This is a genomic window from Pseudarthrobacter siccitolerans, assembly GCF_030823375.1.
GTDB lineage: Bacteria > Actinomycetota > Actinomycetes > Actinomycetales > Micrococcaceae > Arthrobacter > Arthrobacter siccitolerans_A.
In genome coordinates this window covers 2,096,218-2,123,176 of record NZ_JAUSXB010000001.1, presented here as the reverse complement: position 1 = coordinate 2,123,176, position 26,959 = coordinate 2,096,218, and the positions used below count along the sequence as shown (strand labels likewise).

The window sequence follows — 26,959 nt, the reverse complement described above, 5'->3', positions numbered from 1 at the left end:
CAGGTGCGGAAGCAGCCCTTTCCGCCAGCCGATACCGGCAGGCTCCCCTACTTCTGAAAGCCGCTGATGAGTACCCGGACTTTGACCGTTTCAGCCGCCCAGCTGGGGCCAGTACCGCGTTCGGCGACGCGAGCGGAGACCTTGGCCCGCCTTATCCGGCTCCTTGAAGCAGCCGCAGCGGAAGGGGCGGAGCTGGTGGTTTTTCCGGAAGCTGCTTTGACTCCCTTTTTTCCGCACTGGCTTGTCAAGGATGAAGTGGAACTTCGCAGCTATTTCGAGGAGGATATCCCCGGAACCGGCACGCAGGCGTTGTTTGACGCTGCCCGCACACTGGGAGTTGCATTCGTTTTGGGCTATGCAGAACGAACCAGGGATGAGCGGCAGTTCAACACTGCAGCGTTCGTGGACGAGAATGGCCGCGTGATCCATCGCTACCGCAAAGTTCATCTGCCGGGGTTTCGTGACTTTCAGCCAGGAACCCCTTTCCAAAACCTGGAAAAGAAATACTTCGAGGTTGGTGACCTCGGGTTTGGAGTGCAAGCGTGGCGCAATACCAGAATTGGGCTCGCTATTTGCAATGACCGGCGGTGGGCGGAAACGTACCGGGTGCTGGCCCTGGCCGGCGCTGAAGTTGTCTGCTTGGGCTACAACACGCCTGCATCCAACCCTCATCTTCCGGAAAGTGACAACCTGACCGATTTTCACAACCATCTGTCCATGCAGGCCGGAGCCTACCAAAACTCGATGTGGGTCATCGGAACGGCCAAAGCGGGAACTGAGGAAGGGGTGAGCCAGATAGGTGGCAGCGCCATCATCGCTCCGTCCGGGGAAATTGTCGCTGTCGCCAGAACACTCGATGATGAAATTGTGACAGCCGAAATTGACCTCGACATGGTAATTCGGTATCGGCGAGACGTGTTCAACTTCTCTCAACATCGACGCCCGGAGCACTACACAAGCATCACGCGGCCGGGCGCTTAGTAGTGTAGCCCCACGAGTTCGCCCGCCCATTTCCCAGCCTCCGGACGTAAACTGACCTTCGCACCACCTCTTGTGGACACTGTCAGGTTGGAGCCGGCATTGCTCTGGAAACTCCTTGTTGAATACCTGCGGCCGCACCGGCAGCTGCTGATCGCCGTCGTCATTTTCCAGCTGGCGCAGTCCATCGCGTCGCTGTACCTGCCCACGCTGAACGCGGACATCATCGATGAGGGCGTGGCCAAGGGGGATACCGGTGTCATCCTCAACCTCGGGGGCCTGATGCTGGGGATCACGCTGCTGCAGATCGCCTGCGCCGTGATCGCCGTGTACTTCGGGGCGAAGGCGGCCATGGGCACCGGCCGGGACCTTCGGGGTGCCATCTTCGCCAGGGTGGGGGAGTTCTCGGAGCAGGAAGTCACCAAGTTCGGCGCGCCCAGCCTGATCACCCGGTCCACGAATGACGTCCAGCAGGTCCAGCAGCTGGTGCTGATGGGCGCCACCATGATGGTGGCCGCGCCCATGCTGGCCATCGGCGGGGTGATCATGGCCATCCAGCAGGATGTGCAGCTGTCTTGGCTGATCGCCGTCGCCGTGCCCGTGCTGCTCATTAGCGTGGGACTCATCATCATCCGGATGGTGCCGCTGTTCCGGAAGATGCAGAAGCGGATCGACACGGTGAACCGGGTCCTCCGCGAGCAGCTCACCGGCATCCGGGTGGTCCGCGCGTTCGTCCGCGAGGACATCGAGAGCGCGCGCTTCGCCCAGGCCAACGAGGATGTCACGGACACCGCGCTGCGGGCCGGCCGGCTGATGGCGCTCGCGTTCCCCGTGGTGATGCTGGTGCTGAACGTATCCAGCGTGGCGGTGATCTGGTTCGGCTCGTTCCGGATTGAGGACGGGTCCATGCAGGTGGGCACCCTGATAGCGTTCCTGAGCTACCTCATGCAGATCCTGATGTCCGTCATGATGGCCACCTTCATGGCCGTGATGATCCCGCGTGCCTCCGTCTCCGCGGACCGGATCGGGGAGGTGCTGGGGACGGAGTCGAGCGTGCGGCTGCCGGGGAAGCCCCTGAGCAGCAGCGTGCGGCGCGGCGAGCTGGAGATGGCCGACGCCGGATTCGCCTACCCGGGTGCCGACCAGCCGGTCCTCTCCGGGATCAGCTTCACCGCCAGGGCGGGGCAGACGACGGCGATCATCGGCAGCACCGGCGCCGGCAAGACCACCCTGGTGAACCTCATGCCCCGGCTGTTCGACGCCACCACCGGCTCGGTCCGGATCGACGGAGTGGACGTGCGGGAGCTGCACCCGGACCTGCTCTGGGGGCACATCGGTTTGGTCCCGCAGCGCCCGTACCTGTTCAGCGGGACCGTCCGCAGCAACCTGCAGTACGGCAAGCCGGATGCCACCGACGACGAGTGCTGGGAGGCGCTGGAGATCGCCCAGGCCCGGGACTTCGTGGAGGAAATGGAGGGCGGGCTGGATGCACCCATCTCCCAGGGCGGCACGAACGTGTCCGGCGGGCAGCGGCAGCGGCTGGCCATCGCCCGGGCGCTGGTGAAACAGCCTGAGCTATACATCTTTGACGACTCGTTCTCGTCCCTGGACACCGGCACCGATGCCCGCTTGCGGCAGGCGCTCAAGCGCAGCACCGCCGGGGCCACGCAGGTGATCATCGGCCAGCGCGTCTCCAGCATCATGGATGCGGACCAGATTCTAGTGCTCGACGACGGCAGGATCGTGGGGCGCGGAACGCACCGTGAGCTGCTGGAGACGTCGGAGACGTACCGCGAGATTGTGTCCTCACAGCTGGCAGCGGAGGAGACGGTATGAGCCCGGAACCCACCTCCGAAGCCGGCACCAAGGCTGCACCCGCCTCCAAAACTGCAAGTGCCGACGTCGTACGCATTCCGCGTCCGGCAGGCGGGCCGGGGCGCGGCGGGCCCTTTGCAGGGATGAATGTCCCGGTGGAGAAGGCGATGAACTTCGGGCCGTCGGCCAAGCGGCTGCTGGGCAAACTGCGGCCGGAACGGGCATGGCTGATGCTGGTGCTCGCCACGGCGGTGGCCAGCGTGGCGCTGCAGGTGATCGGGCCGCGGCTGCTGGGGGAGGGCACCAACCTGATCTTCTCCGGGGTGGTGTCCAGGCAGCTGCCCGCGGGGGTGAGCAAGGAGCAGCTGATCGCGCAGCTGCGGGCCGCGGGGGAGAACCAGAAGGCGGACATGCTGACGCCGATGGCGCTGACGCCGGGGCAGGGGATCGACTTCGCCGCGCTGGGCAGTGTGCTGATGTGGGCGCTGGTGCTGTATGTGCTGGCGTCGGGGTTTATGTGGGTGCAGGCGTATGTGCTGAACGGGGTGGTGCAGCGGACGGTGTCCGGGCTGCGCGAGGAGATCGAGGCGAAGATCCACCGGCTGCCGCTGCGGTATTTCGACTCGATCCAGCGCGGTGAGCTGCTGAGCCGGGTCACCAACGACGTGGACAACATCTCGCAAAGCCTGCAGCAGAGCATCAGCCAGGCGGTCACGTCGGTGCTGTCCGTGGTGGGCGTGCTGGTGATGATGGTGATCCTCTCGCCCACGCTGGCGCTGATTGCGCTGGTGACCATTCCGCTGACGCTGGGGATCACCGCGCTGATTGCCAAGCGCTCGCAGAAGCTGTTCGTGGCGCAGTGGAAGCATACGGGGGAGCTGAACGGGCAGATCGAGGAGACGTACACCGGGCATGCGCTGGTGAAGGTGTTCGGCCGGCAGCAGGAGGTGGGGGAGCGGTTCCGGCAGAAGAACGTGGAGCTGTATGAGGCGAGCTTCGGGGCGCAGTTCATTTCCGGGCTGATCATGCCGGCCATGACGTTTATCGGGAACCTGGTGTACGTGGGAATCGCCGTGGTGGGCGGCCTGCAGGTGGCGTCCGGGGCGATGCAGCTGGGCGACGTGCAGGCGTTCATCCAGTACTCGCGGCAGTTCACCATGCCGCTGGCGCAGCTGGGGTCCATGGCGAACCTGCTGCAGTCCGGGGTGGCCTCGGCGGAGCGGGTGTTCTCGTTGTTGGACGAGGCGGAGGAGTCTGCTGAGCCTGCTGCTTCTGCTTCGCCGGTTTTTGGGCGGGGGCGGCTGGTGTTCGAGGACGTTTCCTTCTCGTATTCGCCGGACAAGCCGCTCATTAGTGGGCTTTCTCTGGTGGCGGAGCCGGGGCAGACGGTGGCGATTGTGGGCCCGACGGGTGCGGGCAAGACCACGCTGGTGAACCTGATGATGCGGTTCTACGAACTGGATGCGGGGCGGATAACGCTCGACGGGGTGGACGTCACCTCGGTGCCCCGGCGCGAGCTGCGCTCGCGGCTGGGGATGGTGCTGCAGGATACGTGGCTTTTCGGCGGGACCATCCGGGACAACATCGCGTATGGGCGGACTGGGGCTACTGAATCCGAGATCCTCGAGGCGGCCCAGGCGACGTATGTGGACCGGTTCGTGCGGTCCTTGCCTGAGGGGTACGACACCGTGCTGGATGACGAGGGCTCCAATGTGTCCGCGGGGGAGAAGCAGCTGCTAACGATTGCGCGGGCGTTCCTGGCGCGGCCGTCTGTGCTGATTCTCGACGAGGCGACCTCTTCCGTGGACACCCGGACTGAGGTGCTGGTGCAGAAGGCGATGAGTGCCCTGCGGTCGGACCGGACTTCGTTCGTGATCGCGCACCGTCTGTCCACCATCCGCGACGCCGACCTCATCCTGGTGATGGAGGCTGGCCAGATCGTGGAGCAGGGCACGCACGCCTCGCTGCTGGCTGCGGGCGGTGCGTACGCGCGGCTGTATGAGGCCCAGTTCGCAGCTCCTGTGGCGGAGGTTTAGGGGTACGGATTAGGCGCAGCTGTTTCAGGCATTGCTTATCTCCGTTGGATGGACCCCTATCGGAAACGCAAGCTGTTGTTGCGGGGGTGATGCCAGTGGAGTGCAGCTTAATTACTAGCGAAAGCCGAAGGGCGGGTTCCTGCGATTTGACTTGATAAAGGGGGTTTCAGTTCGTCAGGAAGCAACTAGTTATCAATTTTGATGACTTTTCGCATTCTTATATATTCAATACATCGTTGGTTGAGGGTGCCAGTGGTCCCAGGACTCGGATCTTGGGGCGTCATCACGGGTGTCCTCGTTGGGTTGCTCCTCCTAGCGGTCGTACGTCTGCTCAGTGAAAGATTCTTCGGATTCGGAATGTGGGCGGAGCGTCGGTCAGGAAAGAGGTGGTGTATGCCGAGAGGTGAGCACAGGCAAGTTCAAGCCATAGAGGTCAAGTCTAGAAGTTACTACCACTACATGTTGGAAACTATATGGACGTGCGGCGCTGGGGTAATGGCAGCCCACTGGCCACCCTGAGCCAACGAGGCACAAGGAGGGGAGACCGCCTTTCCCCTCCTTGTGGTTTCCCGGCGAAATTGGAACTGTCCAGTGCCCGGCAATTTGCTAGGCCCACTCTGGAGGGGCGAAGCCAGGGATCTTAGTCGCTTTAGCACTGAAGCATGCGCTATCAGCGGTGGCATGCTGCTCCTGAGCGGAGATACTGTCACGCGCGGTTCCGCAAGGTGGTGCGGGGCAATGTGGGACCTATAGTCAAACAAGCTTTGGAGTTGCCGTAACATCGGACCATGCCCAATTACGCCCGAGTAACGAACCCTGAGAAGGTTCAGCCGGTACGCAAATCGGTATTCATAGTTTCGCCGATCGGAGTTCCAGGTTCAGAGGTCTATCGAAAGGCAATGTACGCCTTGAAGTACATATTTCGGGAGGCCTTGAAGGGTGATGAGTGGGAGGTTCATCGTGCTGATGAAGGCAAAAGCCCGGACTCCATTGGCCAGCACGTTATTAGAAAGCTGTATGAAGCGGATCTTGTTGTAGCGGATCTGACGGGACACAATCCGAACGTTTTTTATGAGTTAGCTATTGCTCACGGCTGGCGAAAACCGGTAGTTCATTTGATCAGTAAAGGTGAAACGGTGCCATTCGACATCGTCGATCAGAGAACTATTTTTTACGATATCACCGACCTTGCCTCTGTTGAGGAAGCGGTGAAGCAACTCCGCGAGTACGCAGAATATGCCATTAGTAACACCCAAGACCTCGTAACCCCTCTAACCAGTTTTGAAATGTTCAGCCAGATCAGGGCGGATACTTCTGACAGTGCCGACGCCGTAGCCGACGTGTTAGAGCAGGTCTTAGACCGGCTTTCCAGAATTGAAGCGACCCTAGTGGGCGCTTCTCAGGTGCAGCGGCCGGAACGAACGGGAGCAAGTGCCGGACTGCAGAACCAGTACAAAAAGCTGCAGATCTACGCCGAAACCCTAAGGGCTCTTGATAATCGATCTAAACAGGACACGCTTGAGCTATACAAGGTTGAAAATGAGATGGCGGCCCTCCTAGGGCGTAGTGAGGAGTTTGCGAAGCTCGTGGAACATGCGAACGACGCCAAACAAGCATGAAGCAACGGCAGGTGGATGTACCGCAGCCTGTGCAGGTTCATCCGCAGCGGTCGTGGTATCACAGACTATGAGCATGCCCTCCCGATCTTCGACGCACTTGAGCAAAGTATCCGGGGACCTAAAAGCAGCTCCATTGAGCCATCTGCCCGGTAGGCCGTCTCGCAGGAGGGTGACAAAGCCTTGGTCCTTGGACGGGTTGACGTTGACACACATCAACGGCTTTCCCTTGTGTGCTTATATTCAGACGTGAAAACGACTGCATATTGGGGAAGGCGATTTGGTAAATGTGGTGAGGGAATCAGTAACCAGGAGATCCGTTGAGGATCGAGATGTCGTGCCGAGAATGTCTTTTTGGTCCATAATTGGCCTGGGATCGTTCTTGGCCACGTACATGGTTGCCGTTGAACTTCTGTTGTACTGGACCGAGGGCGATTACGCACGGCCGTTCGTTCCGATGGATCTCAAGGAATCTGATGTCCTAGCTGCATTGGCTGCCGTTGCCGCTGGGACTATTGCCCTTCAGGTGATGGCACAAAGTAGCACTTCGTCTCGAGCAGCCACTATGGCGGACTACAACCATCGGATGCTCATCGCATACCTTGCTGTTGGGGGTACAGCAGCAAGTTGCACCCTGGCCCTGTCCTCTTTGGTAGCGGTACTTCTTGACGGTGTTGAGCGGAATCTCTCAGTTACCTTCTCGTGGTCGTTCTCTTAGCAGCCATGAACTCATTGGTTGCCGCCGACGCCGCCCGGCGAATAGTGCTAGTCGAATTCAAGAACCCGACGATTCGGGTGATTGAGGCTAGGCATGTGAGCCAGCATTACAACAAGCTGAAGCCCTATCCTAAATTTATACTTTCCCGATGGCGCCGTACTCTAAAATGTCTTTGGCAGGCACTTGCGCTAGGGGCAGTTGCAGGGATTATGGACGTCGTCCTGACGACTGCGAGGTTGGAGAATGCGCCAGTCTATATCTTAGGCAGTCTGGTTATCACCGCACTTCTTTTGCCCTTGGTGCGCTATGCAGGTGTGCAGTGGCACAAGCGCAGTTTGTTTTCCCGTATCGCTGCCCCTATTGGGTTGCTAATGATTCTGGTGCCATCGGGTTTCGTAATAGCCGCAATGGACCGGCACGATGCGATCCTGCACCAAGTTGTACTTCTAGGCTTGCCAACGCTCTTGCCCTTGCTCGGGTTGTTGAGACTAGGAGGTGATGGTCGTTGGATTCTTCCCAGCTGGGTGCCCGGGGCGTTTATTCGTGAATCTGTTTACAGGAAGATTCGCAAAGATGCCGAGAAGGCTGCTCTAGAACTTAAAGACGCTGAGGCAGCCCTGGAAGCGGATCGGCTTGAGGAGTGGGTTGTCGCGGGTGGGTCTAGTGTAAGAGCGAAAACACGGCTGCAACTGATACTCGAAATTCTCGCAACCAAACGAGAGTAACTGCAGGGCCCGGCTCTAGCCAGAACCAGCCCCGTCGTAGTACACGGACATACGAAGCAATGTTTCGGCGTGTCGCCCGTAACCTGTTTAGATGCCTCGTTTTGCTCTTGATATAGACTCCGTCGCCCGTCCCGTCCGTTCACAGGAACTCCTGGACGCGGTGAACCACCGGGTCGTCATCGCCGACGGCGCGATGGGCACCATGCTGCAGGGCCGGGAACTGTCGCTCGAGGATGACTTCCTAGGGCTGGAGGGCTGCAACGAGATCCTCAATGACACGCGCCCGGATGTCCTCGCGGACATCCATGACGCGTACTTCGCCACGGGCATCGACGCCGTCGAAACCAACACCTTCGGTGCCAACTGGTCCAACCTCTCCGACTACGGCATCGACGACCGCATCGAAGAGCTCGCCCGCAAGGGTGCGAAAATCGCCCGCGAACGCGCAGAAGCGGCAGAAGAAACAGACGGACGGATGCGCTGGGTCCTCGGCTCAATGGGGCCGGGCACCAAACTCCCCAGCCTCGGCCACACCAGCTACGACTACCTCAAGCAGACCTTCGCCCTGCAGGCCGAGGGTCTCATCGACGGGGGAGCGGACGCCTTCCTCATCGAGACCAGCCAGGACCTCCTGCAGACCAAAGCCGCGGTCAACGGCTGCAAGCAGGCCATCGTGTCCCGCGGCATCCGGCTCCCCATCTTCGTCGAAGTAACCGTCGAGACCACCGGAACCATGCTGATGGGATCCGAAATAGGCGCCGCACTCACCGCACTCGAGCCGCTCGGCGTCGACGCCATCGGCCTGAACTGCGCCACCGGCCCGGACGAGATGAGCGAGCACCTCCGCCACCTCTCCAAGCAGTCCTCCGTCGCCATCGCCTGCATGCCCAACGCCGGCCTGCCCGTCCTGGGCGCCAACGGCGCGCATTACCCGCTCTCACCCACCGAACTCGCCACCGCGCACGAGCAGTTCGTGCGCGAATTCGGCCTGGGCCTGGTGGGCGGCTGCTGCGGTACGACGCCGGAGCACATGGCCGCCGTCGTCGAACGTCTTGCCCCCTTCCGCACCAAAGCCGCGGCAGCCAGCAACGGTAACGGCGCCGCCCGCGTCCCCGCCGAGCGCGAAGCCGGCATTGCCTCCCTCTACCATCACGTGAATTTCGACCAGGAATCCGCCTACCTCGCTATCGGTGAGCGCACCAACGCGAACGGTTCGAAGGCGTTCCGCCAGGCGATGCTGGAAGAACGCTGGGACGACTGCGTGGATATTGCCCGCGAGCAGGTCCGCGTCGGCGCGCACCTGCTGGACGTCTGCATCGACTATGTGGGGCGCGACGGCGTGGCCGACATCAAGGAGGTCGTCTCACGTTTCGCCTCGGCTTCCACCCTCCCGCTGGTCATCGACTCAACGGAACCGCCCGTGCTGCAGGCCGGGCTCGAACTCATCGGCGGCCGCCCGGTGGTCAACTCCGTCAACTATGAGGACGGCGACGGCCCGGACAGCCGCTTCGCGCGCATCATGCCGCTGGTGAAGGAACACGGCACTGCCGTGATCGCCCTGACCATCGACGAACAGGGCCAGGCCCGGACCACCGAAGGCAAGGTGGCCATCGCCTCCCGCCTCGTCGACGCCCTGGTGGGCGAATGGGGGATGCGCGTCGAGGACATCATCGTCGACGCCCTGACCTTCCCCGTCGCCACCGGCCAGGAAGAAACCCGCCGCGACGGCATCGAAACCATCGAGGCCATCCGCCAGATCACCACCAAGTACCCCGGCATCAACACCACGCTCGGCGTCTCGAACGTGTCCTTCGGCCTCAACCCTGCGGCGCGTATGGTGCTGAACTCGGTGTTCCTGCACGAGGCCGTGCAGGCAGGCTTGACCAGCGGCATCATCGACGCCGCCAAGATCGTCCCGCTCGCCTCCCTGCCGGAAGATCAGCGCAAAGTGGCCCTGGACCTCGTCTATGACCGCCGCGAATACGACGCCGACGGCAACACCACCTACGACCCCCTGGCCATCATGCTGGACCTGTTCGCCGGCGTCGACACCGCAGCACTCAAGGACCAGCGCGCCGCTGAACTCGCCGCGCTGCCAACCGGCCAGCGCCTGGAGCGGCGCATCATCGACGGCGAGGGCAAGGGCCTGGAAGAGGACCTCGACCTGGCGCGCAGTGAGGGCATGACCCCGCTCGGCATCATCAACGACCACCTGCTCGAAGGCATGAAGGTGGTGGGCGAGCGCTTCGGTGCCGGCGAGATGCAGCTGCCGTTCGTTCTCCAGTCCGCCGAGGTGATGAAGAACGCCGTAGCCCTGCTCGAGCCGCACATGGAGAAGTCGGATTCCTCGGGCAAGGGCACCATGGTTATCGCCACCGTGCGCGGCGACGTGCATGACATCGGCAAGAACCTGGTGGACATCATCCTCACCAACAACGGCTACAAAGTCATCAACATCGGCATCAAGCAGGGCATCGCCGAGATCATGGCAGCGGCCGAGGAGCACAACGCCGACGTGATCGGCATGTCTGGGCTGCTCGTGAAATCCACCGTGGTGATGAAGGAAAACCTCGCGGAACTGCAGTCCCGCGGCCTGGCGAAGAAGTGGCCGGTCATCCTCGGCGGCGCAGCCCTGACCCGCGCCTACGTGGAGCAGGACCTGGCGGAGCAGTTTGACGGCGTGGTCAGGTACGCCAAGGACGCCTTCGAAGGCCTTGCCCTGATGGAGCCGCTGGTGAAGGTGGCCCGCGGCGCGTCCCCGGACGACGTCGGCCTGCCGCCGCTGAAGAAGCGCATCCACAAGGGCGGCGCGAAGTTCACCGTGACCGAGCCGGAAGCGATGCCCGGTCGTTCCGACGTCGTCTCCGACAACCTCGTGCCCGCGCCGCCGTTCTGGGGCACGCGCATCGTCCGCGGCGTCTCGCTTCACGACTACTCGGCCTTCCTCGATGAGCGCGCCACGTTCATGGGGCAGTGGGGGCTCAAGCCCGGCCGCGGCGAGGACGGCGCCTCCTACGAGGAACTGGTGGAACGCGAAGGCCGGCCGCGCCTGCGGTACTGGCTGGACCGCATCCTCGGCGAGGGCATGCTGGACGCGTCCGTCGCCTACGGCTACTTCCCGGTGGTTTCCGAGGGGGAACAGGTAGTGGTGCTGCACCACGGGGAGGATCGCGACGGCGTCCTCGGCACCGTGGGACTGCTCGCCCCCGACGGCGGTTCAGGCGGCCCGATCGGCACCGATAGGCTGCGGTTCGACTTCCCGCGCCAGCGCCGCGACCGGCACTTGTGCCTGGCCGACTTCGTGCGCCCGCGCGAATCCGGGCAGATCGACGTGCTCCCGGTCCAGCTGGTCACCGCCGGCTCGAAGATCGAAGAGTTCACTTCCAAGATGTTCGCCGCCAACCAGTACCGCGACTACTACGAACTCAACGGCCTGGTCATGCAGCTCACCGAGGCGCTGGCAGAGTTCTGGCACGCACGCATTCGCAAGGAGCTGGGCTTCGCGGCCGAGGAGCCCAAAGACACGGCAGGGTATTTCAAGCTCGACTACCGCGGTGCGCGGTTCTCGCTCGGCTACCCCGCGTGCCCGGACATGGAGGACCGCCGCAAGGTGACGGAACTGCTGAAGCCCGAGCGCATGGGCGTGGTCCTCAGCGACGAGCTGATGCTACACCCCGAACAGTCCACCGACGCCTTCGTGTTCCACCACCCGGAGGCGAAGTACTTCAAGGTGTAAGTTGAAGCCGGTCCCTGGCCGGGTGGAGTGGGCCTTCGCGGCTTGCCCGCCCGCGCCGGTGACGCACGTTCGTCACCTCGTCAACCGCACACTTCGCGGTCGTCTCAGAGGTGTCCGAACCGCTGCCGGGCAGTTCGAGCGGACGTGCCGAGGGCGGTACCGATAACCTCCCAGGAGTCTCCCTTCGCGCGGGCCGCGCTGACGGCCGCGTCCAGCTCAGCCGTGGCCTTGGCTGCGGCCGTATGTGCAGCGGTGATCCGGCGGAAGTCTGGGGCCTCCCTGTCCACATGTGGAGCCGGGCTCAGGCGAAGGAGCGTACCAGCTACCCGCAGCGGTGCGGCCAGGTGCTCGATGTGGAGGACGTAACCTTCTTCGGGCGCGCGCTGAACGAAGAGGGTGAGGATGGCTTTTCCCACGCCGTCATCAAAGTCCACTTTTCCGTAGCTCTCACTGGGGCCAACAGGCCATGGGCGCGGTTTCAACCGCCAACCAGCTTCGTACTGCGTCGGCCCGTGGGCTGGTGCTTCGCGAGGGGTCATCCTGGCCGTTCTCCTTCAATTGTCTTGCCACTGCGCCTCCACGCCTAGGGACCGCAGCGAGGCCTCTCACCCGGGTGGGGCCGGCGGCGGCTGGGGGAGATGCACGTGGTCTCAGCCGTACACCTTCGCCGCCGGCCCCGCTGTCCACGGTACGGCCGCGGGCTAACGGGCACCCGCGTACCAGGTACCCGAATCCCGCGGAGGCAATTACCTGATGGGCGTAGGCCGGGGGAGGAGCCGGGCGCAATTATTCGCTTCAAATACGCACCGATTTCCGGCCGGGGAGCCCTCGGATTCACCGGGTTTTGGATGTCCTCAGACCTTGAGTTGCCGCCGGTCCCTGGCCTGAGTGGATTGAGCGTGGGCGGAGTGTCCGTTGACGCTTCCGCCCACGCTGGAGACGGGCTTCACCCGCCGGAACGCGGCGAGAATCGCCCGCCCCACCACAGCGATGCCAATGATCGTGGTGACGGCACGCAGGGTGTCCCAGCCCGCCGTCGTTCAGCGGTCCGGCCGAGACTGACCGGCTGCCTTCGAGTTCCCGCGCCAGCGCCGCGACCGGCACCTGCAGGTTGGGCTGTAGCTGGGCATGACACTCACGATCATCTGTGCAGCGAAGGTTCCTGAGATGCCTGTTTGAATGTGGTCCCGGCCTTAGGGCTCATGCCGGAAGGCCGGGGCAGCCACTGTCAGCGGACGCCGAGGTCGCTGTCGACATACGAACCCGGGCGGTTTTCAGTGCCATGCTGGCAATTGCAGCCACCATCCAGGTGCAGCCGAACGGTCACTGGACTCGATGATTCGAGCCGGATGTCAACATGCTCCTTTCCGTTGCTGTTAAGGCGGAGAATTGATTCTTGGTCGTTGCGATGGGTCATGTGATTTGCCTTTGCTGATGCAGGGAGAGTGGATGCGCGCCGGTGGCACGGGCCAGGAAGGCCCGTGCCACCGGCGCGGATTGCTACTTACGGTGAACGGCTACTTACTGTCCCGGTCTACAGCCGGGGTGTGACTGTGGGGCCGGACCGCGAGGCCTGCACAGGTGGTGTGTGCTTCGCAATCTCCGGCCCCACCGAGTGGGGTTCTACGCCTTGACGTATCCGTTCGGATTCAGCACGAATTTCGTTGCCGAACCGGCGTCAAATTCGGCGTAACCGCGCGGTGCATCCTCAAGTGGGATCGCTGTGGCGTTTACTGCCTTGGCGATCTGGACCTTGTCGTGCAGGATCGCCATCATCAGCTGGCGGTTGTACGACATGACGGGGCACTGTCCAGTGGTAAACGACAGGGACTTTGCCCATCCGGTGCCCAGGGACAGTGACAGGGAGCCGTGCTTTGCTGCTTCGTCAATTCCACCAGGGTCGCCGGTGACATACAGGCCGGGAATGCCAAGAGCCCCGCCTGCAGCGGTGATGTCCATGAGCGAGTTCAGCACGGTGGCGGGAGCCTCGTGGGAAGCGTCCTTCCCGTGACCACGGGCTTCGAACCCTACGGCGTCGACGCCGCAATCCACTTCCGGGACGCCAAGGATTTGCTCGATCTGGTCCTTCGGATCGCCCTTGGTGACGTTCACCGTTTCGCAGCCGAAGGAGCGGGCCTGAGCCAGGCGGTCTTCGTTCATGTCGCCGACAATCACGACGGCTGCACCGAGCAGCTGCGCGCCGACGGCGGCCGCGAGGCCCACCGGGCCGGCACCGGCAATGTAGACGGTGGATCCGACGCCCACTCCGGCGGTGACGGCGCCGTGAAAGCCTGTGGGGAAGATATCGGACAGCATGGTCAGGTCCATGATCTTTTCCAGCGCCTGGTCGCGATCCGGGAACCTGAGCAAGTTCCAGTCAGCGTAGGGGACCAGCACGTATTCGGCTTGGCCGCCCACCCAGCCGCCCATATCCACATAACCATAGGCGCTGCCCGGGCGGTCAGGGTTGACGTTCAGGCAGATGCCCGTCTTGCGCTCCTTGCAGTTCCGGCAACGGCCGCAGGAGATGTTGAAAGGTACAGAGACAATGTCTCCCACCTTGATGAACTCCACGTCCGGACCGACCTCCACCACTTCGCCGGTGATTTCATGGCCAAGGACGAGGTCCTTAGGGGCAGTGGTCCGGCCCCTAACCATGTGCTGGTCCGAGCCGCAGATGTTGGTGGTCACCGTGCGCAGGATCGCGCCGTGGGGTACTTTTCGGCCCACATTGGCGGGGTTGACGCCGGGCCCATCTTTGAGTTCGAACGTCGGGTAGTCGGTGTTGATGATTTCGACGACGCCGGGTTCTTTGTAGGCGACGGCTCTGTTTCCTGACATGGACACTCCTTTTGGTAGGGGTATTTGGTGCCAGGCCTTCCATTCGGACGGCCTGGCACTGGTCCGGCAAAGTTGCAGGCGCTGCCCCATGGCCCGTGAAGGATGCTTCGATGAGGATACCTCCCCAGGTTTCAGGCCACCGAAGCACCCTTCACGGGCACGGGACAGCTCTCCTTCCCATGGGCGAAGGCTGTCAGGGGATGCCGTTCCAGTGGAACAGCATCCCGATGCTGCCTGCCCGGCGCTTAATCGGACAAGTATGGATTTGATGGACGAAGAGCTTGTAATGATGAGACTAGGGTCACAAGAGCTGCAACAAAAGCGCAAGATTTTGAAGATAACCATGCGGAATGGATGGATCATTGATTCGAAGGGAAAAGCTGAAGGGACTGGGCCCGGTGTATCACCGAACCCAGTCCCTTCAGCTCCAGCTCGCAGGTTAGCCTGTCTTTTCGTGGGTGTGTTAGTTCTTTTCGGGGAGGAACATTGCCTCTTCCAGCGGTGTCACGGTGAGTGATTTGAGCTGGGCGGTACCGCCTTCGGCGAAGAGGGCCATCTTGTCGGCTCCCGGGTTGGGGAATACCTGATCGGTAATGGTCTTCAGGCCGTTCTGGGCGAACACCTCCACGGAGGAGCGGTCGAGGTAGATACGCATGGTGACGTTGCCGTTCTTGTCCAGCGTGACGGCGGCGTCCTCGATGGATGCAAAGGCCGGGTGGAATGCGGTGTTGCCGGATTTCGTGCGGTCAACGAACATCTTGCGGGTCGTGGCATCGTAGCCGATGACGGTGGACGACTGTCCGTCGCCAAGGACGGTGATGCCGGATTTTGTTGCGGTACCGGGGGCGAAGCTGATGTCCACCTGCTGCACCTGGCCTGCCGACTGTGCAGGCAGCGGGTGCGTGCCTGCGGAAATCGGGCCGCCCTTCTTATCGTTGTAGCTGACTTTCCCTCCCAGTTTTTCCACTTGAGTCACGGCGCTTTGAATGAGGCGGTGGCCGTCAGGGGTTCGGGTGAGTTTCACTTCGCGGGGAAGGGCCATGGCACTGCGCCAGGGGCTGGTTGGGATGTTGTTGGCGTAGTCCCAGTTATTCATCCAGCCGAGCATGATCCGCTTGTCCTCCGGCATGTTGCCGAAGGATACAGCGGCGTAGTAGTCCCGTCCGTAATCCAGCCAGTCATAGGACTCCAGCCGGGACGTCGCTGGGGCGGGGCTTGCTGTGAATTCGTCCGCGAGTATGTGCCCCCAGCCGAACCGGTTGTTATCGACAACCTTGATTTGTGCCTGCTGGCCAACGAATTCCTTGACATCCCAGGATGCCCAGTCCAGGGTTTCACTGTCGTTGCCGGTGGCCGTACGTACCACCTTGCCGTTGACTACCAGGTTCACCGTTTCTTCATCGGACCTGGGAACAGCGGCAGTGTCGGTGAGCATGACGTGGTCAAGGGTCAGGTGTCCCCACCCGCCGGTAGCTTGGTCAACGATACGCAGCCGGGCGTTTTGCCCGGCGAATTCGGAGACGTCCCAGCCTTTCCAGTTCAGCAACCCGGCATTGTCGCCCGCCAGCGAGCGGACCACGTTGCCATTAATAAGCAGCTGGACGGCCAGGGTCTGTCCAGGGTCCGCCGAGCGGTTGCCGCCTCCGACCAGCATGCTCATGAAACTCTTCGTGATGGGGAACTCGGGTGATGTCAGGGTGCCTTGGCGGTCATCGCCGGGTACGGTGCCGGATTCGAAGGTGTTGATCCGTTTGGCGCCAATGTAATAGTCCCCACCGCTGGTGGCAGGCTGGAAATTGGGCGTCAGGTCTCCTGTGCCGGTCCAGCCGGCATCGGCCAGCGTCGTCCCCTCGGGAACCTCGAAGCCCTCAAACTTGAGCTCGCCCTCGGGCGGGTTATTGTCCAGCTTGTCCGAGACATGGGGGTGCTTGCCTCCGCCCACGAGGAAGTTCAAGTAGTCATCTGTCACCGTGAATGTGGGTGACTGCATGGAACCGAGGGGCCAGTCCCCATCATTGAAAGAGTTGATCAGCCCGCTGCCGCCGAATCCGGTCACGGGGCTCTGGCCGGGCAGGGAACCGGCGGCCGGGGCGTCGCCGAAGGGGCCATTCTTCCAGTTGCCCGGTTCGTTGTTCACCGTCCAGCCGTTGTAGGTTCCGTCGTTGAATCCGGCCAGGACTGTTCCGGCCGGCGCGGCGGTGGCTGGTTTGGTGGTTTCGGAGGTGAACGTGGTGCCGTCGAAGTTGCCCACAAAGTACTGGCCGGCGGAGCCTCCTGCGACGCCGCCGGGGTTGATGTTGACGACCATGACCCATTTGATGTTCTTCGTGTCGCCGTCAACGGCCAGGGGGAACAGGTCGGGGCACTCCCACTGCCCGCCGGTGGCGTTGGCGGGCCCGAAGTCGCTCAGTGCGGTCCAGTCCTTGAGGTTGTCGGACTTGTACAGGACAACCTTGTGCTCCTGCGATTCCACCGCGGTCATGACCCAGTAGCCTCCGCCGGCCGGGTTGTCGTACCAGAACACCTTCGGGTCACGGAAATTGGCTGAGTTCCGGCTCAGGACAGGATTGCCGTCGTACTTGGTCCATGTCTGGCCGTCGTCCAAACTGTAGGCCAGGGACTGGGCCTGCAGGCCGCGGTGCGGGGACGCTTCCTTGTAGGCACTGGTGTAGATCGCGATCAGGGGCGGGTTTTCCACCGTGCCCAGTCCGGACGTGTTGTTTTTGTCGACGACGACGCTGCCGGAGAAAACATCTTCCTGGGCATCGGTGGAGATGGCCAACGGCTGCTCTTCCCAGTGGACGAGGTCCTTGGACGTGGCGTGGCCCCAAGACATGTTCCCCCAGGTGTTCCCGGAGGGGTTGTGCTGGTAGTACATGTGGTAGACGCCCTTGTGGAATACGAGCCCGTTGGGGTCGTTCATCCAGTTCTTTTCTGGCGTGTAATGGATGGCCGGGCGGTGCAGCTCATCGCCGAGTTCGACGGCGGACGCGGGCATGGCACCAGCCAATGCAGTGGCGAGCGAGAGGCTGGCCAGTGTCAGTGCAGAGACGCTGCGCGCGCCCCGCATCGTGGATTGTTTCATGTTGCTTGTATCGCCCTTCATCGCGCGTGTCTAGCCAGTAGACAACGTTGTCAGTCAACGCGATGGACTCTAAAAGATGTCTATCGGACAAGTCAACGGCCATTTTGTGGCTGATTTCTTGCGTCTGAATACGTTGCCGGGCCAGGCAACGACGACTGGCCCCGCGTCCACAGGACGGGGGCTGAGGCGTGCGAAGGGGCGGTCCTTGAGGGGAAACCCTGGGCGGCGCCTACCCTATGGCCGCTGTCTCCAGCCGGGCTAAAGGACCGGGTTGAGCCAGGTCAGCTCCGAGGCGTCACCTTCGATGTGGCGGGCCAATTCCTCGTTGAACCTGGCTCCGTAGTCTGCGGTGATGTGCTCTTGGAACGCGGCTTCATCCCGGTAGACCTCGAAGACGAAGTATTCCCGGGGATTCTCTTCGCGGGTGTAGGGAAGAAACAGTTCGTTGCCTGGTTCGTAGCGGACGTGCCGGGTCAATTCGACCATCATTTCGGCAACGCGGGCCTCACTGCCGGCTTTGACGGTGAATTCGGCATACAAGGTTTTGGTCATGATCTCTCTCTTTATTTGGTTGCAGAGGGTGCAGTTCTTCTTGGGAAAGGGTTATGCCGGCGGGCGGATTTCGCCGGAGCCTCTTTGGATGAGCTCGGAGGGGACAACGTAGGTCCGCGGAGGTTGATCGTCGCCATCGATTCTGGCCAGAAGCCGTTCGGCGGACTTAACGCCAATCCGCTCCGGGTGTTGAGCGATGACAGTAACCCCGGGGTCCATCATGTCGGCAAGCGTAAAGTCGTCAAAACCGACAAGTGCCACACGCTTGTGTGCGCCAAGCTCCTTCAAGGCGCGCATCGTTCCGAAGGTGACGAGGTTCTGGCTGGAGAAGATTGCCGTCGGAGGATCCTCGGAATTCAACAGTTCAAGGGCTGCCCGCCTCGCTGCTTCCTCATCATGAAGATCGTCGATGACGGGTAGTGCGGAGGTGGGAATTCCTGCCCCACCGACCTCCTCGAGGAAGCCCCGCCGGCGCTCCCGCGCGGTTTGGATGTCTGTGCGGTCGCCCAGGTAGGCCAATTTGGTGTGTCCGTGCATCAGCAGGTGTGCGGCCGCTTTGCCCGCGCCCACGGCGTTGTCAGTGACCACAGCATCAGCGTCAACCCCTACCGGCTCCCGGTCAATAAAGACCATTGGCAGGTTTCTGGAGTGCTCCGGAATCATGTAGGCCTGGTTCTTAGCGATCGGTGTCAGGACAAGGCCGTCGACCCGCCTGCCCAGGAAAGCTGCGATGATGGCCTGCTCCCGTTTAGGGTCGTCGTCGAGGCTGGCGGCGAAAACGGCTATTCCCCTTGCGCCAAGCGCATCCTCCATGGCCCGGTGTATCTCACCGCTGAACGGGTTTGAGACGCTGGGCAACAGGAGGCCAACCGAGAGGGTCCTTCTCCCCGCCCGGCGGAGGCTGCCGGCTGTGACGTCCAGCTGGTAGTTCAGCTGCGCGATCGCATCGAGCACCTTTTGCCGAGTGGCCTCAGATACCCCGGCCTCGTCGTTGATCACCCGGGAAACGGTTTTGATTCCGACACCCGCGAGTGCCGCAACGTGGCGCATTGTGGGTCGCGTTGGGGACAGGGGTGGTTGGTAACGATCGGACATCGTTGTCAAGAAAGTCGCTCCTTCTCGTTCTTTTCCTATTGACTCTAGCGTGTGATCCTGCTTACCTCGTTATGACATCGTTGTCGAGGCCAGCCAAGGCTTCAAACACCAGGAGATTCAATGTTGAGTTCCAAAGCACCCCGTTCAATGGCCACCCGCCTGTTCGCGGCAGGAGCGGTCCTGACGTTGGGAGCGGTCAGTCTTTCTGCCTGCGGCGGCAGTTCCAGTGGCCCCTCAGCCACCGGAGGCTCCGCTGATGAGAAGGTGGGCGTCTCCCTGATCGTGAAGACCACCACCAACCCGTTCTTCGTTTCCATGCAGGATGGTGCAAAGAAAGCCGCCGAAAAAGACGGGGTTGACCTGAAGCTGGCCGCCGGCAAGGCCGACGGCGATGAGGAAACGCAGATCCAGGCGATCGAAAACGCTATCTCCAAGGGGGATAAGGGGATCCTGATCACGCCCAATGGCCCCTCCGTGGTTGACGCCCTGAAGAAGGCGAAGGATGCAGGCCTGTTCGTCATCGCCCTGGACACTCCGCCGGACCCGGCCGACGCCGCGGACATCACGTTCGCCACCGACAACTTCGCCGCAGGGCAGTTGATCGGCAAATGGACCGCAGCCCAGCTTGGCGGGAAAAAAGCGACCATCGCCCTGCTGGACCTCTTCGACGACAAGGTCGTCTCAGTGGACTATAACCGTGACCAGGGCTTCCTGACCGGGCTGGGCATCGACACCGCTGACAAGAAGAAGAACGGTGATGAGGCCAAGACCGGCAAGTACACCGGCGGCAAGGGCGGTGAGTACGAAATCGTAGGCAGCCAGGCCTCCCAGGGCGCCGAGGACGGCGGGCGCACGGCGATGGAAACCCTCCTCGCCAAGAACCCGAATGTCAACGTCGTCTACACCATCAACGAACCCGCCGCCGCCGGTGCCTTCGAGGCACTGAAGTCCGCGGGCAAGGAGAAGGACGTGCTCGTGGTTTCGGTTGATGGCGGCTGTAGCGGCGTGAACAACGTCAAGTCCGGCGTTATCGGCGCCACCGCCCAGCAGTACCCGGTCAAGATGGCCGAACTTGGCGTGAAGGCCATCGTGGATCTGGCCAAGACCGGTAACAAGCCTGCCAACTCGCCGGGCCTGGACTTCTACAACACCGGTGTCGAACTCGTCACCGACAAGCCGGCCGACGGCATCAAAAGCATCACCACCACTGAAGCTTCCGATATCTGCTGGGGCAAGTAGAACCCCGTAGCCATTCGCCCGGGGAGGTCGCGCACTGCTACGGCCTCCCCGGAGCATCAATTCCGAGCTAGCTCCGCCCTAGCAAACCATCATCGAAGATCAGGACCCATCGTGACCCAGCAACAGACCGCCGGCCCGCCCAGCGCCGGGCATGCCGACCTGGCGGAGGAATTCCTTGACCGCCAGACCCCGCTCAGCCGGATACGCAACATCCTCCACCGCTACCCCGCCCTCAGCCCGGCCCTCGTACTTCTCATCGCGGTGATTGTGTTCGGCCTGCTTAATGACAGGTTCCTGCGGGTTGAAAACCTCTCGCTGATTACCCAGCAGGTTTCCGTCGTCGGCACCCTTGCCATCGCCCAGACACTCATCATCCTCACGGCCGGGATTGACCTGTCCGTCGGAGCCGTGATGATCTTGTCCTCCATGGTCGTGGCCCAGCTCGCCGTCAACAACGGACTCCCCGCGCCCGTTGCCCTGCTCGCAGGCCTGATCGTGGGACTCGCCGCCGGAGCCGTGAACGGGTTCCTGGTCACCAGGTTCCGGCTCCCTCCGTTCATCGTCACCCTCGGCACCCTGAATATCTTCATCGCCCTGACGCTGCTTTACTCCAACGGAGCAACGGTGCGTGGCTCGGCAATGCCGGGCCTGCTGACCTGGACCGGGACGACCTTCCCTGTGGGCGCCGTCAGGATCTCCGCCGGCGTAGTCGTGATGCTCCTGCTCTACATCGCCATCGCCTTCATCCTCGGCAAGACGGCCTGGGGCCGGCACGTCTACGCCGTGGGCGATGACAAGGAAGCCGCCCGCCTGGCCGGCATCGCCGTGAACAAAGTCCTCATGAGCGTCTACCTCGCCGCCGGCGCCGTCCTGGCCATCGGCGCCTGGATCCAGATCGGCCGCACCAACGCAGCCAGCCCCAACGCCGGTGTGGACCTGAACCTCGACTCCATCACCGCCGTCGTGATCGGCGGAACCAGCCTCTTCGGCGGCCGCGGCTCCGTCTGGGGAACACTCCTCGGCGCCCTGATCGTCGGCGTCTTCCGCAACGGACTCTCGCTCGCCGGGCTGGACGTTCTGTACCAGACCCTCGCCGTAGGCGTCCTGATCATCCTCGCTGTGTCCATCGACCAGTGGATCCGAAAGGTCAAGTCATGACCATGACAGAATCAGCAGCCCCCCACACCGCCACCCGCGAGCCAATCCTGTCAGCCAGGAACCTCGTCAAGACCTTCGGCCGCGTGGTCGGCCTGGACGGCGTCAGCCTGGACCTCTACCCCGGCGAAGTCCTGGCCATCATCGGCGACAACGGTGCAGGCAAATCAACCCTGATCAAATGCCTTACCGGAGCGGAAGTCCCGGATTCCGGCGAACTCTTCGTCTCAGGACAGCCGGTACATTTCAAGCGGCCGCAGGATGCCCGCGCCCACGGGATCGAGACCGTGTACCAGAACCTGGCGGTATCGCCGGCACTCGATGTGGCGTCAAACCTGTTCCTCGGGCGTGAAGAGCGGGTCCCCGGCCCGGTGGGCAAGCTCTTCCGCGTCCTGGACACGAAGGGAATGCGCCGCAAAGCCAAGGACGAGCTCACGCGGCTCGGCATCTCCACCCTTCAGGACGTCACCGTCCCGGTCGAGAACCTCTCCGGCGGCCAGCGCCAGGCCGTGGCGGTCGCCCGTGCCGCGGCGTTCGGTTCAAAGGTTGTGGTGCTGGATGAGCCGACGGCGGCGCTGGGCGTGCGCGAGTCCAACCAGGTCCTGCAGCTGGTCCGGGACCTCCGGGACCGCGGCCTGCCGGTCATCCTGATCAGCCACAACATGCCCCACGTGTTCGACGTGGCAGATCGCATCCACATCCAGCGCCTCGGCAAATGCGCGGCCACCATCACCCCGCAATCCCACAATATGACCGATGCAGTGGCAATCATGACCGGTGCAGCCACCGCCTGATCAACTGTTTGCCCCCCGACGTCAGTCCGCGGACCAGGTTACCGGTCCGCGGACTGACGTCGCTTGAACAGCCCCCACCCCAGCTCCCCACGAGAGACAGACCATGGATTACCTCACAACAGCCCGGAACGACATCCACCCGACACTTGACGTTACGGTCGTGGGCGAAGCGCTGATCGACGTGGTCACAACGTCACACAGCCAGGTGGAACACCCGGGCGGCTCGCCGGCCAATGTAGCCTACGGACTCGGCCGCCTCGGCGTGGCCACGGGTCTGCTCACTGCCATCGGGCCGGACGCCCGGGGGACCGCCATCGAAAACCATCTCCGCAGTGCAGGAGTGGCACTCCTGCCCGGTTCGAAATCCCTCGCCCGGACGGCATCGGCAACAGCAACCCTCGCTCCGGACGGCTCCGCCACGTACGAGTTCGATATTTCCTGGGACCTGGCCCCCACACCGCCGGCGTACTTCCCCAAAATCCTGCACACGGGATCCATCGCCACTTTCCTTAGCCCAGGTGCCAGCGGCGTAAAAGCCCTGCTGGAACAGGCCCACCGGCACTGCATGATCACCTATGACCCCAACATTCGGCCAGCCCTCCTCGGCAGCCACACGGAAGCGAAGGCTATCTTCGAAGAGCTCGTGGCCCTCACCGACGTGGTCAAACTCAGCGATGAGGACGCGCAGTGGCTGTACCCCCGGAAAAGCCTGGACGAAACCGCGGCCCACCTCCTCGGACTGGGCACCCGGTTGACCGTCATTACTAAAGGCGCTGAAGGTTCCCAATTCACTACAGCCGCCGCCACCATCAGCATCCCCGCCGTGAAAACGACAGTTGCGGACACCATCGGCGCCGGGGACTCCTACATGTCCGCCCTTATCCTGGGCTTCCTCACCCGAGGAACCGAAGGCTTCGCCCCGGCTGTCCTGGAGCAGCTTGGACACACCGCAGCGGCAGCCGCGGCCATCACAGTACAGCGCCCCGGAGCAAACCCACCGACCCTTCAGGAACTAAACACTGCAGTCGAAGCCAACTCCCCTGCTCAATACGCAGGTGCCTGAAGCACATCATCAACAAGGGGCTGGTCCTGCCACTATTTTTCAGCGGGGTCCTCAGGCCCTCAGTTGCAGCGGGTCCTTGGCCTGGGCGGAGTGTGCCTGCTTGGTTTGCCCGCCCACGCTGGAGACCGGCTTCACGCGCCGCAGCGCGGCGAGGATGGCCCGGCCTACCACCGCGATGCCGATGATCGTGGTGATGGCGCGCAGGGTGTCCCACCCCGCCGTCGACGTCACCAGCGAGTACAGCAGGAAGCTGCTGAGGTTGGTGCCCAGCGGCGCGCCCGGCTCGTAAGAGATGCCCGTGCCGGCGCCCACCGCGAAGGGCCAGAACCACAGGTTGGTCAGCAGGCCGAACAGGTACGACGCCACCACGCCGTAGCCGCACAGCATCCACAGTTCTGCCTTCCCGCGCACCCGGCGGGGGAGCAGGCCGGCCCCCGCGCCCACCCACGCGCAGGCGAAGATCTGGAACGGGGTCCACGGCCCTATCCCGCCCCACAGCACACTCGAGACAGCGATGGTGGCTGCACCCAGCAGCAGGCCGAAGCGGGCACCGAACGCCCGCCCGGCCAGGATCAGCAGAATAAAGACCGCCTCCACGCCGCCGACGCCGGTACTCGCCACCCGCACCGCGGAACCTACCGCGGCCAGGACACCGAGCAGCGCCACCGTGTGTGCGGAGCGGACGGATCCGTCAAGGGACACCACGATAGCCACGACGGCGATGGGTGCCATGGCCAGCGCAGCGTACGGGAGTGCCGCGGCGGCATCCTGCGGGAGCGCGGCGGCGAGCAGCGGCCAGCAGAAGGCACCGAGAGCCAAGAGGTTTGCGGCGGCGAGGACGGCGAGCTCGACGGGCCGCGGCATCCGGACGCGGTGGTGCTTCCTCGCGCTGTGAGCGTCGGTTGATTCGTCGGTCGGTTCGTCGGTGAACTTTCGTGCTGGGATTTGAGGTGCTGTTGCAGGCTGCCCGGAGACGGCATCAGCCCGAGCGGCTTCCGTTTCGGCAGAGGGCGCGACTCCGTCACGCATCGGGAGGATCCGGGCGCCGAGGCCGTGGGCAAAGTTGAGGTCGTGCGTGGCGATCAGGACCGCCGCACCGGAGTTCGCTGCGGCCCGCAGCGCCGCCGAAACTGCCGTGCGCGCCGCGGGATCGAGGCCGCGGGTGGGCTCGTCGATCAGGAGTACTTGAGGATCGTCCATGGTCTGCAGGGCGATGGCAAGGATTCTGCGCTCTCCGGCGGAAAGGTCCCGGGGATGCTCGTGCCCGATGGGAATGGTGACGTCTCCGCGCAAACGGGCGAGGCGGGACGCTGCAGAGCCGGGTGCAGGCTGGACTCCGCCTTTTCGGGCCTGGCGCCGCTCGGCGGCGCGAAGCTCTCCCGCGACGGAATCCCTGGTGAAGAGGTCGTCCGAGGCGTCCGGCACCAGGGCGACCCGGCCGCCGTCGGCCGTGCCGCTGTCGACCGTTCCTTCACTCACCGCTCCTTCACCGAGGGCAAGCGCCACCAGGAGGGACGACTTCCCGGCGCCGTTCGGCCCTACGAGGGCCACCACTTCGCCGCGGTGCAGGGTCAGGGACGCGTCGCGCACCAGCGGCTTGCCCTTGCGGTACACCGCGAGGTTGGCGGCCGTCAGTACGGGCGGGACGTCCACCGGCTCTTCCGACGATTCGGGGACAGCGATTGGGCGCGAAGGCGCGGCTGGCACGGCACTCGGTACCAGGACGCCATCGTTGATGGTCCACCAGGAATCGGCAGCGGGGACGAGCGCCTCCGCACGGTGCTCCGCAACGATGACACAGACGCCGGCGTCCCGGGCGAGTGCATGAAGTACGGCGATGACGCGTGCGCGGGCTGTGGTGTCGAGGTCGGCCAGGGGCTCGTCCACCAGGAGCAGGGCCGGATGGTCCACCACCGCGGCGGCGATGGCGACGAGCGTTGCCTCCCCGGCCGAGAGGGTGGTGAGATTCCGGTCCAGCAGCGCGGCCACGCCAATCCGCTCGGAAACCTCCTGCACGCGGGCCTTGGTGGACGCGGATGGCATGCCGCGCAGCTCAAGGGCGAGGGAGATTTCATCCCGGACCCGGGTGCTGGCGAAGGCGGCCCGGGGATTCTGCAGGACGACGCCGATGTGGCGGGCTGTATCGCGCGGCGGAGTGGTGGTGCGGTCCGCCCCGGCAATGCGCACGGTGCCGGAAAGTTCGCCGCCGTCGACGTGTGAGAGGAGACCGGCGATACCCCGCAGGATGGTGGATTTGCCGGAACCGGTGGGCCCGGTAATGACGGAAATAGAGCCACTGGCGGGGGTGAATCCGGCAACACGGACGGTGGCATCACCGATGCGGAATTGTGCGTCCCGGATGAAGACCGGCGCTTCGGAATGGGAGCCAGACTGGTTTGGTGCCCGGCTCCCGAAGCCGCGCAGTTCCAGGGCCGCTGCCACCCTGCTGGCGTGCTCCAGGGTGCGCTCGAGCACGGGCACCAGGGCGCGGGGTCCGAAGCGTTCACCCCGCAACCGGAACGCCAGGCGTACGGAGGTCACGGCGTCGGACAGTGCAGGGAGTGCCGCCCACGCCACCACCAGCATCCGGGCAGTGCCCTGCATGGGACCGCGGCGGGCCAGGTGCACGAAGCCGCGGGCCACGTCCACCCAGGCGTTGAGCAGGCCGAACCCGAGGAACATACCGGCAATGGGCAGGGCGGACAGGACCGCCGCCCACAGCCCGGGACCGGAGACCGGACCGAGGAAGACCACATGGGCGTAGGGGGCAGGCAGACGCATGGCTGGCAGATCGAGCAGGATGGGCGAGCCAATGCCCGCGCCGTTGAAGAGGACGCGGTAGATGACCCGCGCCGCGATGAACACGACGGCAAGAGCAATGCCGGCGCGCAGCGGCGCGGGTCGAAAGGTCATGCCTTGGGGGCGGCCGGTTCGCCGTCGACGGTGAAGAGCAGTTCCAGGCTCTCTCCGGGGCTCACCTTCTGGGTGGCGAGGCCCTCCTGGGCGTATGCCCAGTCACCGGAGGCCGGCTTGACCCAGAAAGCCCAGTAGGCAAACGCGGCGGGCATGCCTTTGCACTCTTCCCGGTAGGTGCCGCCCTTGTGGACGATGTCCAGGTCCGCGGCAGGCACGCCGTTCACGCGGCACACCAGTTCAGTTGGATACTGGGTGGTGCCCTCGGTTTTCACCTTTGCCTTGTCGAGCACCGCGGAAGCGACGGTGGGCGCGTCCACGGGCACGCAAACGGAGGTGTCGGCGGCAGCCTGCTTCAGGGCGCCCGAATCGATGATGACCTTCACGCCGGTGCAGGGCCCGGCAGCGGCGCTGGATGAAGCCGCTGCTGTGGAAGCCGGTGCTGAGGTGGTTGGCTGGGTGGCGGCCGGCGCGGAGCAGGCGGCGAGGGTAAACAGGAGACCGGCGGCGGCGAGGGAGCTCGCGGCGGCGGTGCGAATCTTAGTCAAAGTCACCAGTCAAGGGTAGGGCGTTGTTGGTCCGGATCCGGAGGCCGTCG

General features: G+C 63.4%; 18 protein-coding genes. 11 read left to right on the top strand and 7 right to left on the bottom strand.

From position 1 onward, the window contains the following. Window positions 1-66: 66 nt before the first annotated feature. The 6 genes from QFZ36_RS09950 to metH all read left to right on the top strand — a co-directional run bounded on the left by QFZ36_RS09950 (window position 67) and on the right by metH (window position 11,624). A complete protein-coding gene (locus QFZ36_RS09950; RefSeq protein WP_306636007.1) occupies window positions 67-981 on the top strand; it encodes a nitrilase-related carbon-nitrogen hydrolase in 915 nt (304 codons plus the stop codon). Between the two features lie 99 nt (window positions 982-1,080). Next, window positions 1,081-2,814 carry an ABC transporter ATP-binding protein gene (locus tag QFZ36_RS09945; protein ID WP_306636005.1) on the top strand — a complete coding sequence of 578 codons (1,734 nt, stop codon included), beginning with the start codon at window positions 1,081-1,083 and terminating at the stop codon, window positions 2,812-2,814. Further along, a complete protein-coding gene (locus tag QFZ36_RS09940; protein ID WP_306636003.1) occupies window positions 2,811-4,829 on the top strand; it encodes an ABC transporter ATP-binding protein in 2,019 nt (672 codons plus the stop codon). The genes QFZ36_RS09945 and QFZ36_RS09940 overlap by 4 nt, the downstream gene beginning before the upstream one ends. 788 nt (window positions 4,830-5,617) lie before the next feature. Beyond that, window positions 5,618-6,448, top strand: a complete 831-nt coding sequence (locus QFZ36_RS09935; protein WP_306636001.1) for a hypothetical protein — start codon at window positions 5,618-5,620, stop codon at window positions 6,446-6,448. A 720-nt stretch (window positions 6,449-7,168) separates the two neighbouring features. Then, complete coding sequence (locus tag QFZ36_RS09930) at window positions 7,169-7,888, top strand: hypothetical protein (RefSeq protein ID WP_306636000.1); 720 nt, start codon at window positions 7,169-7,171, stop codon at window positions 7,886-7,888. Between the two features lie 91 nt (window positions 7,889-7,979). Beyond that, on the top strand, window positions 7,980-11,624 hold the full coding sequence (gene metH, locus QFZ36_RS09925; RefSeq protein WP_306635998.1) for a methionine synthase: 3,645 nt from the start codon (window positions 7,980-7,982) through the stop codon (window positions 11,622-11,624). A gap of 104 nt (window positions 11,625-11,728) precedes the next feature. Here the strand turns inward: metH and QFZ36_RS09920 are convergent, their stop codons facing one another. Then, window positions 11,729-12,163: a hypothetical protein gene (locus QFZ36_RS09920; protein WP_306635996.1), complete on the bottom strand. Its 435-nt coding sequence runs from the start codon at window positions 12,161-12,163 to the stop codon at window positions 11,729-11,731. Between the two features lie 376 nt (window positions 12,164-12,539). Here QFZ36_RS09920 and QFZ36_RS09915 point away from each other — a divergent pair, with 376 nt between their 5' ends. Then, window positions 12,540-12,686, top strand: a complete 147-nt coding sequence (locus tag QFZ36_RS09915; protein ID WP_306635994.1) for a hypothetical protein — start codon at window positions 12,540-12,542, stop codon at window positions 12,684-12,686. A 561-nt stretch (window positions 12,687-13,247) separates the two neighbouring features. On the opposite strand, the gene fdhA is transcribed toward QFZ36_RS09915, so the two are convergent. The 4 genes from fdhA to QFZ36_RS09895 form a co-directional block, all read right to left on the bottom strand. Continuing rightward, window positions 13,248-14,465: a formaldehyde dehydrogenase, glutathione-independent gene (fdhA, locus tag QFZ36_RS09910; RefSeq protein ID WP_190613821.1), complete on the bottom strand. Its 1,218-nt coding sequence runs from the start codon at window positions 14,463-14,465 to the stop codon at window positions 13,248-13,250. 463 nt (window positions 14,466-14,928) lie between these two features. Then, window positions 14,929-17,535 (bottom strand): GH32 C-terminal domain-containing protein, encoded by a 2,607-nt coding sequence (locus tag QFZ36_RS09905; protein ID WP_373427078.1) that lies wholly within the window; start codon window positions 17,533-17,535, stop codon window positions 14,929-14,931. Between the two features lie 273 nt (window positions 17,536-17,808). Next, a complete protein-coding gene (locus QFZ36_RS09900; protein WP_306635989.1) occupies window positions 17,809-18,102 on the bottom strand; it encodes a putative quinol monooxygenase in 294 nt (97 codons plus the stop codon). 51 nt (window positions 18,103-18,153) lie between these two features. Next, window positions 18,154-19,152, bottom strand: a complete 999-nt coding sequence (locus QFZ36_RS09895) for a LacI family DNA-binding transcriptional regulator (protein WP_306635987.1) — start codon at window positions 19,150-19,152, stop codon at window positions 18,154-18,156. A 165-nt stretch (window positions 19,153-19,317) separates the two neighbouring features. Between QFZ36_RS09895 and QFZ36_RS09890 the strand changes: the two genes are divergently transcribed. The 4 genes from QFZ36_RS09890 (at window position 19,318) to QFZ36_RS09875 (ending at window position 23,448) form a co-directional block, all read left to right on the top strand. Next, window positions 19,318-20,436, top strand: a complete 1,119-nt coding sequence (locus QFZ36_RS09890) for a substrate-binding domain-containing protein (RefSeq protein WP_306635985.1) — start codon at window positions 19,318-19,320, stop codon at window positions 20,434-20,436. Between the two features lie 111 nt (window positions 20,437-20,547). Then, on the top strand, window positions 20,548-21,594 hold the full coding sequence (locus QFZ36_RS09885) for an ABC transporter permease (protein WP_306635983.1): 1,047 nt from the start codon (window positions 20,548-20,550) through the stop codon (window positions 21,592-21,594). Continuing rightward, a complete protein-coding gene (locus QFZ36_RS09880; RefSeq protein ID WP_306635981.1) occupies window positions 21,591-22,385 on the top strand; it encodes an ATP-binding cassette domain-containing protein in 795 nt (264 codons plus the stop codon). Before QFZ36_RS09885 ends, QFZ36_RS09880 begins: the two co-directional genes overlap by 4 nt. A gap of 103 nt (window positions 22,386-22,488) precedes the next feature. Further along, a complete protein-coding gene (locus QFZ36_RS09875; protein ID WP_306635979.1) occupies window positions 22,489-23,448 on the top strand; it encodes a carbohydrate kinase family protein in 960 nt (319 codons plus the stop codon). Between the two features lie 51 nt (window positions 23,449-23,499). On the opposite strand, the gene QFZ36_RS09870 is transcribed toward QFZ36_RS09875, so the two are convergent. Continuing rightward, a complete protein-coding gene (locus QFZ36_RS09870; protein WP_306635977.1) occupies window positions 23,500-26,361 on the bottom strand; it encodes an ATP-binding cassette domain-containing protein in 2,862 nt (953 codons plus the stop codon). After that, the gene (locus QFZ36_RS09865; RefSeq protein WP_306635974.1) at window positions 26,358-26,915 is read right to left on the bottom strand and encodes a hypothetical protein; all 558 of its coding nucleotides are present in this window, start codon (window positions 26,913-26,915) and stop codon (window positions 26,358-26,360) included. The genes QFZ36_RS09870 and QFZ36_RS09865 overlap by 4 nt, the downstream gene beginning before the upstream one ends. Window positions 26,916-26,959 lie beyond the last annotated feature (44 nt).

Excerpts from the sequence above, each read along its gene's own strand:
- QFZ36_RS09870 (WP_306635977.1), bottom strand. The coding sequence starts at position 26,361 with ATGACCTTTCGACCCGCGCCGCTGCGCGCCGGCATTGCTCTTGCCGTC.
- QFZ36_RS09920 (WP_306635996.1), bottom strand. The coding sequence starts at position 12,163 with ATGACCCCTCGCGAAGCACCAGCCCACGGGCCGACGCAGTACGAAGCT.
- QFZ36_RS09880 (WP_306635981.1), top strand. The coding sequence starts at position 21,591 with ATGACCATGACAGAATCAGCAGCCCCCCACACCGCCACCCGCGAGCCA.
- fdhA (WP_190613821.1), bottom strand. The coding sequence starts at position 14,465 with ATGTCAGGAAACAGAGCCGTCGCCTACAAAGAACCCGGCGTCGTCGAA.
- QFZ36_RS09895 (WP_306635987.1), bottom strand. The coding sequence starts at position 19,152 with ATGCGCCACGTTGCGGCACTCGCGGGTGTCGGAATCAAAACCGTTTCC.
- QFZ36_RS09875 (WP_306635979.1), top strand. The coding sequence starts at position 22,489 with ATGGATTACCTCACAACAGCCCGGAACGACATCCACCCGACACTTGAC.
- metH (WP_306635998.1), top strand. The coding sequence starts at position 7,980 with ATGCCTCGTTTTGCTCTTGATATAGACTCCGTCGCCCGTCCCGTCCGT.
- QFZ36_RS09905 (WP_373427078.1), bottom strand. The coding sequence starts at position 17,535 with ATGCGGGGCGCGCGCAGCGTCTCTGCACTGACACTGGCCAGCCTCTCG.
- QFZ36_RS09900 (WP_306635989.1), bottom strand. The coding sequence starts at position 18,102 with ATGACCAAAACCTTGTATGCCGAATTCACCGTCAAAGCCGGCAGTGAG.
- QFZ36_RS09890 (WP_306635985.1), top strand. The coding sequence starts at position 19,318 with ATGTTGAGTTCCAAAGCACCCCGTTCAATGGCCACCCGCCTGTTCGCG.
- QFZ36_RS09930 (WP_306636000.1), top strand. The coding sequence starts at position 7,169 with ATGAACTCATTGGTTGCCGCCGACGCCGCCCGGCGAATAGTGCTAGTC.
- QFZ36_RS09940 (WP_306636003.1), top strand. The coding sequence starts at position 2,811 with ATGAGCCCGGAACCCACCTCCGAAGCCGGCACCAAGGCTGCACCCGCC.
- QFZ36_RS09950 (WP_306636007.1), top strand. The coding sequence starts at position 67 with ATGAGTACCCGGACTTTGACCGTTTCAGCCGCCCAGCTGGGGCCAGTA.
- QFZ36_RS09935 (WP_306636001.1), top strand. The coding sequence starts at position 5,618 with ATGCCCAATTACGCCCGAGTAACGAACCCTGAGAAGGTTCAGCCGGTA.